Source organism: Rhizobium sp. PRIMUS64, from assembly GCF_023006465.1.
GTDB classification, from domain to species: Bacteria; Pseudomonadota; Alphaproteobacteria; order Rhizobiales; family Rhizobiaceae; genus Rhizobium; species Rhizobium leguminosarum.
The window spans coordinates 85,185-92,140 of sequence record NZ_JALBGX010000016.1; the positions used below are offsets into that span (position 1 = coordinate 85,185).

10 protein-coding genes are annotated in these 6,956 nt (G+C 59.6%); 2 read left to right on the forward strand and 8 right to left on the reverse strand.

What is annotated here, in order from left to right; translation table 11 throughout:
* Complete coding sequence (gene hppD, locus MOV76_RS09610) at nucleotides 1–1,110, reverse strand: 4-hydroxyphenylpyruvate dioxygenase (RefSeq protein WP_130716247.1); 1,110 nt, start codon at nucleotides 1,108–1,110, stop codon at nucleotides 1–3.
* A 129-nt stretch (nucleotides 1,111–1,239) separates the two neighbouring features.
* Here hppD and MOV76_RS09615 point away from each other — a divergent pair, with 129 nt between their 5' ends.
* Nucleotides 1,240–1,719: an Lrp/AsnC family transcriptional regulator gene (locus MOV76_RS09615; RefSeq protein WP_003558671.1), complete on the forward strand. Its 480-nt coding sequence runs from the start codon at nucleotides 1,240–1,242 to the stop codon at nucleotides 1,717–1,719.
* 53 nt (nucleotides 1,720–1,772) lie between these two features.
* Here MOV76_RS09615 and MOV76_RS09620 read toward each other — a convergent pair whose 3' ends face one another.
* Nucleotides 1,773–2,234, reverse strand: coding sequence for an Lrp/AsnC family transcriptional regulator (locus MOV76_RS09620; RefSeq protein WP_247264410.1), 462 nt, complete (start codon nucleotides 2,232–2,234; stop codon nucleotides 1,773–1,775).
* Between the two features lie 123 nt (nucleotides 2,235–2,357).
* Here MOV76_RS09620 and MOV76_RS09625 point away from each other — a divergent pair, with 123 nt between their 5' ends.
* Nucleotides 2,358–3,149: a phenylalanine 4-monooxygenase gene (locus tag MOV76_RS09625; RefSeq protein WP_247264411.1), complete on the forward strand. Its 792-nt coding sequence runs from the start codon at nucleotides 2,358–2,360 to the stop codon at nucleotides 3,147–3,149.
* Between the two features lie 65 nt (nucleotides 3,150–3,214).
* On the opposite strand, the gene MOV76_RS09630 is transcribed toward MOV76_RS09625, so the two are convergent.
* The 6 genes from MOV76_RS09630 to MOV76_RS09655 form a co-directional block, all read right to left on the reverse strand.
* Nucleotides 3,215–4,216: a L,D-transpeptidase gene (locus tag MOV76_RS09630; protein WP_247264412.1), complete on the reverse strand. Its 1,002-nt coding sequence runs from the start codon at nucleotides 4,214–4,216 to the stop codon at nucleotides 3,215–3,217.
* Nucleotides 4,217–4,380: 164 nt separating this feature from the next.
* On the reverse strand, nucleotides 4,381–5,265 hold the full coding sequence (locus tag MOV76_RS09635; RefSeq protein WP_247264413.1) for a hypothetical protein: 885 nt from the start codon (nucleotides 5,263–5,265) through the stop codon (nucleotides 4,381–4,383).
* Between the two features lie 61 nt (nucleotides 5,266–5,326).
* Nucleotides 5,327–5,641, reverse strand: a complete 315-nt coding sequence (locus tag MOV76_RS09640) for a hypothetical protein (RefSeq protein WP_247264414.1) — start codon at nucleotides 5,639–5,641, stop codon at nucleotides 5,327–5,329.
* A 122-nt stretch (nucleotides 5,642–5,763) separates the two neighbouring features.
* Entirely contained in the window at nucleotides 5,764–6,345 is a 582-nt protein-coding gene (locus MOV76_RS09645; protein WP_247264415.1) for a BA14K family protein, read from the reverse strand.
* Nucleotides 6,342–6,509 (reverse strand): hypothetical protein, encoded by a 168-nt coding sequence (locus tag MOV76_RS09650; RefSeq protein WP_018241696.1) that lies wholly within the window; start codon nucleotides 6,507–6,509, stop codon nucleotides 6,342–6,344. The genes MOV76_RS09645 and MOV76_RS09650 overlap by 4 nt, the downstream gene beginning before the upstream one ends.
* Before the next feature lie 161 nt (nucleotides 6,510–6,670).
* On the reverse strand, nucleotides 6,671–6,956 hold a 286-nt coding region (locus MOV76_RS09655), incomplete at its 5' end, for a DUF1236 domain-containing protein (protein ID WP_247264416.1).

Below are 6,956 nucleotides of genomic sequence, written 5' to 3' on the forward strand. Positions count from 1 at the left end.
TTACTCCGCTGCAGTCCCGATGACACCACGCTTGATCTGATCGGCCTCGATCGACTCGAAGAGAGCCCGGAAATTGCCTTCGCCGAAGCCCTCGTCACCCTTGCGCTGGATGAATTCGAAGAAGATCGGGCCGATGACGGTCTTGGAGAAGATCTGCAGCAGAATTTTCGTCATGCCGCCATTCACCACGCCTTCACCGTCGATGAGGATGCCGTGCTTCTTCATGCGCTCGATCGGTTCGCTATGGCCGTTCACGCGTTCATAGGACATGTCGTAATAGGTCTCCGGCGGACCCGGCATGAAGCGCAGGCCGTTGTCGGCAAGCCTGTCGGTGGCGTCGTAAATGTCCTCTGTTCCAACGGCGATGTGCTGGATGCCCTCGCCCCGGTACTTCTTTAGATATTCCTCGATCTGGCTGGTGTCGTCCTTCGATTCATTCAGCGGTATGCGGATCTTGCCGCAGGGCGAGGTGATGGCGCGGCTCACCAGGCCGGTGATGCGGCCGTCGATATCGAAGAAGTGGATCTGCTTGAAATTGAACAGGTTGCGGTAAAAATCCCACCACTTGTCCATGTTGCCGCGGAAGACGTTGTGCGTCAGATGGTCGAGATAATAGAAGCCGATCCCCTGGGGATGCGGGTCGCGCTCGCCAAGCCAATCGAACTCGGCTTCGTAAGCCGATCCCTTTTCCCCATAGGTCTCGACGAAATAGAGCAGCGAGCCGCCAATGCCGACAATCGCCGGGACGTCGAGCGCCTTGTCGTCTCCCTCATAGGGAACCGCACCTTTTGATACCGCGTGGTCGAAGGTGTGCTTGGCGTCGACGACGCGCCATGCCATCGATGGGGCGCAGGGGCCATGGTTTGCGACGAAACGGGCGGCATGACTGCCGGGTTCGGCGTTCAGGACATAGTTGATATCACCCTGGCGCCAGACGGTGATGTCTTTCGTCTTGTGCCTGGCGACAACGACGTAGCCCATGCGTGTAAAAAGCTCGCGCAGTTTCTCGGGCTCGGGATGGGCGAATTCGACGAATTCGAAGCCGTCGGTGCCGGCCGGATTGTCGGCGGTGATTTCCGAGGGCGGCGCATCATGTGGGAAGGGACCCATTTTCTTTCCTCCAGAGGAGATTGCATTTCTATGCAAAGTGTGGCCCAAAACGCGTGCAAAGTTCTTGCATTCTTTATGCTCTAGGAAGAGATTATGCACGATCCGTGAGTATTTTGGAGATTTCGTGCAATGGATGAACCGCTCGACAAATTGGATTTGCGCCTGCTCCAGGAACTTCAAAAGGACGGCAGGTTGACGAACAACGAGCTGGGGGAGCGGATCGCGCTTTCACCGTCGCAATGCTCTCGCCGGCGAACGAGACTCGAGGCTGAGGGATATATCCGCAGCTACCGCGCCTACCTCGATCGGCAGAAGTTGGGTCTGGATATGCTGGTGGTTATTTCAGTGACGCTTGCGACCCATAACAGAGACAATGCCCGCCGGTTTTCGCAACTGATCAACGGACTTCCGGAAGTTCTCGAAGCCTATGCGCTAACCGGTGAAATGGACTATCACCTGACGGTCGCGACCCGCGGGCTCGCCGACCTCTCCAAATTCGTCAACGACGTTCTCCTGCCCCACGAATCGGTGCAACACGTGAAGACGTCGATCGTCCTCGATACACTGAAGACATTCGAAGGCTTTCCAGTGCTCATGCCGGGCCATTGACATGGCGACAGCACGCGGTGATGTGACGGTATCGCCCTGCGCAGATATCTAAATCAGAGCGGCAGTTCGGTCGAGAATTTCAGCTCGCGCAGCACAAAGCTCGAGACCACTGTGCGCACATGCGGGTTGCGCATCAGATAGCGGGTCATGAAGGCTTCGTAGCTTTCCACGTCGCTTGCCCTTATCTTCAGCATGTAGTCGAAGGCGCCTGATAGGGCATAGCACTCCATGATTTCCGGCCGCTCCAGCACTACCGAAGCGAAAGACGCAACCGCCTCTTCGTGGTGATCCTCCAGCGTCACATGCGCGATGACGCAGAGCTTGAGATCGAGTTTGCCCGGATCGAGCAGGGTCACCCGCTTGCGGATGACGCCGCCGGCTTCCAGCTCCTGGATTTTCCGCCAGGCTGAGCTCTGCGACATGCCGGCCTTTTCCGCCAAGTCTGCCAGCGAAAGGCTACCATCGGCCTGGACGAGTTGCAGAAGCTTTCGGCGAAAATTCCCAGGTTCTTTCATTTTATGCGTCACTTTCGGGAAGATTTGCCATCACTATGGCAATAGCCAGCATGAAAGAAAAGAAAATCCTCCAAACCCGGATCATAATGGCAGGAATAGAGCCGTGCCTGGGAGGATCAGCCTATGACCAAGGAAAGCAGCTATACCGCCAAACTGCCCGGCCCGGACGGTTTGTATGACTACACCCCGGACGAAGATGCGATATGGGGCGAACTCTATCGGCGTCAGATGAGGTTGCTGGACGATACGGCCTGCCGCGAATATCTGGACGGCGTCAAAATGCTGGGGCTGAAGCCCGACAAGGTGCCTCAGCTTCTCGACGTCAACAGACGCCTGAACGAGACCACCGGCTTCGGCGTCGAAGGCGTGCCGGCGCTCATTCCGCCGTCGCGCTTTTATGAGCTTCTGTCGCAAGGCAAATTCCCGCTTGCAACCTTCCTGCGCCGTCGCGAGCATATCGACTATATCGAGGAGCCGGACCTGTTCCACGAGGTTTTCGGCCACTGCCCCATGCTCACCAACCAGAGCTATGCCAATTTCGTCCGGCATTTCGGCGAGACGGCCGTCCGCCTCGGCAAGGGCTATTCATGGCATCTGTTCCGCATCTTCTGGTTCACCGTCGAATTCGGCCTGATCAATACGCCGCAAGGCCGCCGCTGCTTCGGCGCGGGTATTGTCTCATCGCCAAGCGAAGCGAAGGCGGCAATGGAAGGCAAGGCGTGCGAATTCCGGCCGTTCGATCTGCTCAGCGTGCTGAGGACGCCCTACCGGATCGATATCCTCCAGCCGATCTACTATGTCATCGACAGCTTCGCCGATCTTGAAGCGATCGTGGAGCAGGATATCGAGGCCACGATCCTGAAGGCAAAATCACTGGGTGATTTCGCGCCGGCTTTCGAAGCCAAAGCTTCGTGAATCGCCGCAGGCAATACCTCGCGAGCGACAAGCCGTAGAAGAGTGGGATCGCGACGGATTCCCCCTCACTTCGGCGTGGCTGAACTTCGATTGACGAAATCCACCAGCACGCCTGGCTTGACCATACCGGCCAGCTCTTCGGCGTCCCAGTTCGTCAGCCGCACGCAACCGTGCGATCCCACCTTGTCGATGAGTTTGGGCTCCGGCGTCCCATGTATTCCATAGGTCGGCTCGGTCAGGTCGATCCAGACCGTGCCGACCGGACCGTTCGGCCCTTTCGGGATCGTCAGGACCTTGTCGTTCTTGCCCTGCTTGAAGTTGCGCTTCGGGTCGTATCGGTAGACCGGCATCCTGGCGACGCCCTTGACCTTATGCTTGCCCGACGGCGCCGGATTGTCTTCGCTTCCGATCGTCGCGGGATAGACGGCAAGCAGTGATCCGTCCCCGGCAAAGGCCAGCACCTGTCCCGTTTTCTTGTTGGCTTCGATCGTCTTGACCTTTCCTTCCCTCGGCGGGCCGGGGGTCACGACCCACACCGTATCGCCGGGCGCAAACTGCGAAGTGGGATTGAGCGCGTTTACCAGATCGATCCCCATGTGAAACCGCTCGGATAGCTTCTCGGCAACGCTCGTATATCCCAGGCTCTGCATCTTTGCCTTCTCGCCATAGTCTTCGGGGATCTTGTCAACGAGACCCTTGGCATCGTCGGCCGAGACGACGTAGCTCTCGACGATGGGGGCATTGCCTTCCAGCCGGGAGACGACTTCCGCATCCAGCCTGCCGTCGACGGGAAGATCGTTCATAGCCTCGAAACCGGCCACGGCCTTGTTGACGTTCTCGCCGGAGAGGCCATCGATCACGCCGGGAGACGCGCCCGCTCGGTCGAGCAAAACTTGAAGGCGGACGATCGCCGGGTCTGGATCTGCTGGAGCCGGCTTCTCCGCGCCAATGGAAGCAATCGAAGCGGTATTGATGGCTTCGGGTCGAAGTTCCCGCGCGGCGGCGCCGCCAACGGAAATGGCCAGGGCGAGCAGCGACATCGGCAGGGCTGTTTTCATGGACGACAAATGGCTGGAGCCGGAACTTGTTCCACTGCGCGAGAGCGGCCGGAGAATTTTGGCGACAGCTACGTCTTCAGCGGAACCGCCGGCTTCTGTTCACGATGATTTCAACGTCCAGCCTCAGTAAATTTCAGTACAACCGCCAGTTGATCAGAAGGAGCAAGCAGCGGTCACGGCGTCTTCGCTTGTTTCCTGGCTTCGCGCGACCTTGCCGTGCGACGGGTCGGCCTCAGTTCCTCGATCGTCGGCAGCCACCACGCGGCGTTCTGAACCGGAAGCATTTTCGCGGGCCAGGTGCGGATGAGTTCTTCGAGTGTGGGCACCCGCCAATATCCCCAGACGTGATCCTCGGTCACGCCGGGATAAAAGTCCGCAACGACACTCGGGTCGACCAGTTCGCCTGAGATTTCGCTAAAGACGACGATTCCATAGGCGGTGACCACAGGACGTCCTATTGGCGGCAGGTCGTCGCTCTGAAGCGGGTAACGGTGACGCTTTCGTTCCGCAGAGCGGAGTTTGCTGCGCATCTCCTGTTCGGTCCCCTTCCGCTCCTCGGCTCGACGTCGTCTCTCTTCCGGCTCGTTTCTGCGAGCCGCCGCCTCGATCTCGGGCCATCTGCGCCGGAGTTCCTCATAGGACCGGAAGGGAACGTGCCAAATCCTGAGATCGCCGTCCCACCGTGAGAATGGCACCTCGCGCAATTCGTCGACGACGGTCTTCGAATACGGCGTGCGGATTCGGAAGCCTGCCTTGCCGAGTTCGAGATATGGACTGTCGATGGGATCGAAGGCGAAGGCGTCGCGTCCCTTTGCGTCCGCATGGGCGTCGGCTTCGGACTCGATCTCGGCAAGCCATCGTCCGATGCGGCGGGACGCAGTCCGCCCGGGAACGAACCAGGCCTGGCGGGCATCGCTCCAGCGGGCACGGGGGAAGCGTCTTCGGAATTGCTCGACGGTCATCCTGTCGTAAGGGAAAGAAATGTCCGCGCCGGGCTTCGCACCGTCTTCGCCGGACGGAGCCTTGTCGTGATCAGCGGCGGATTTGGATTCGGTCATGGAAGGAGAACGCTAACGCGCAGCGATCGGTTTCCGATAAGGCGCTCGCTTGGCTGCCCTCTCAGTGAATTGTCTTCGACCGTTTCTCGGTATGCGAGATGTCATCGAGCGTCGCGATCAGCTTTTCGAACTCGCTCAAGACACGATTGAACTCGGCGTCCAGCATGTTGACGATATCCGGTATCGTCGAGGACACGGACGCAATCAGCCTGTCGATCCAAACGCAGCGCTCGGCCGGCACATTTGCGAGAACCTCCCGCCGATGCGTCTTCAGCTCGCGGAGGATGCGAACGATAAGGGCTGCTCGATCCGCTCGGCTCAAGAGCGGAAGCCTTGTCTGCGCCTGCTGGATTTCTGTTATCAGCGCCGTTGCCATCCCCTGATCTCCAACACTCTAATACAACCGGGTATCACAACCGTAGCGTTTGCAACACGGACTTTAGTCTGATTCACCAGCATGGTGCAGCGTGATCCGCACCGCGCGACCACCGCCGATAATCAATTGCTCGTCGCAACGAGATCCGACATGTCGCAACTGCGCCGCGGTCCTTCCCATGGTTGATACGTATTGTCTTCCGGTCGATACGACTTGTAGCGAGCGGCGCACCGGGCTGCCGCCTGTGCATTCACTTTCGTGCCGACGCCTTGATCGGCCTCGGCGACAGCCCGCGGGAACGGCGAACCGCAATCGCGGGTCTCACCGCTATAGGATCGATAGCTGTTGGTCGTGGGATCGAAAGAGCGATAACGTTCCCCACACCAGGCAAGATGCGCGGCCGAAAGTCTGGGCTGCGGTGTCTGAAGTTCGGCTGGCGGGCGAGCCGAATCGGGCCTTGCCGCTGACGCCGTGCTCGCCGACGCCTCGGTCACATAGCTGGAATAGAGAGGCGGAATTCGTTCATAGGGCTGCTGCCGAGGATCGACTTTTACCGGCGTCGTCGTCCATAGATCGCGCGCTGCGAGCTCCTTGAAGGCGTGAGGTTCGGAATCCGCCACGACATAGGATGCGACAGATGCGGCAGCGACGCAGGCCCCGACCGAGCTTAAGATGCCAAAGGCAACGGATGCGATGGCTTTCATTGTCCCGACCCCTGCTGTTGAACCTGTGGAACCCAGACACGGCCGGCGGCACTGCTATGTCGGCCACCGGTGGCGACAAGCACGGCGAGAATGCCGGCGATTGCCAGCAGGATGGCGATCAGCGGCACGGCCAGACCACCGGATTTCTCTTCGGAATAGATCATGTTCCTCTCCTCGCTGGCGCTCCGGCGGCGGGGGTCGCCGCCGGGGGCATCGGCTGTTTTTGGCCGCACGACGACGCTGCCGTCGGTCGTGCGGCGGTTCCCGGACTTTGAGCGATGATTTCCGGATGGAGGACGCGGCAGAGGCCGCGTGTAGGATCAGATCACTTGATGACCTGGATCACCTTGCGGGACGACGGTTCGACGATGACACGTTCATCATTGACCACCGCATAAGCATAGGTCGGGTCATCCGGAATAGGCGTTACGACAACCGTCTCCGGCAGGGGCTGACCGACGACAACCTTCTCCTTCACGACCACGCGCGCCGATGGTGCCGGAGCCTCGCGGACATAGGTGACGACCTTTTGCGGCGGCGGATCGATCACGGTTCCAACGACTGCGCCGGCAACGCCGCCGACAGCTGCGCCAACGGGGCCGCCGACGATC

Excerpts from the sequence above, each read along its gene's own strand:
- hppD (WP_130716247.1), bottom strand. The coding sequence starts at position 1,110 with ATGGGTCCCTTCCCACATGATGCGCCGCCCTCGGAAATCACCGCCGAC.
- MOV76_RS09615 (WP_003558671.1), top strand. The coding sequence starts at position 1,240 with ATGGATGAACCGCTCGACAAATTGGATTTGCGCCTGCTCCAGGAACTT.
- MOV76_RS09620 (WP_247264410.1), bottom strand. The coding sequence starts at position 2,234 with ATGAAAGAACCTGGGAATTTTCGCCGAAAGCTTCTGCAACTCGTCCAG.
- MOV76_RS09625 (WP_247264411.1), top strand. The coding sequence starts at position 2,358 with ATGACCAAGGAAAGCAGCTATACCGCCAAACTGCCCGGCCCGGACGGT.
- MOV76_RS09635 (WP_247264413.1), bottom strand. The coding sequence starts at position 5,265 with ATGACCGAATCCAAATCCGCCGCTGATCACGACAAGGCTCCGTCCGGC.
- MOV76_RS09640 (WP_247264414.1), bottom strand. The coding sequence starts at position 5,641 with ATGGCAACGGCGCTGATAACAGAAATCCAGCAGGCGCAGACAAGGCTT.
- MOV76_RS09645 (WP_247264415.1), bottom strand. The coding sequence starts at position 6,345 with ATGAAAGCCATCGCATCCGTTGCCTTTGGCATCTTAAGCTCGGTCGGG.
- MOV76_RS09650 (WP_018241696.1), bottom strand. The coding sequence starts at position 6,509 with ATGATCTATTCCGAAGAGAAATCCGGTGGTCTGGCCGTGCCGCTGATC.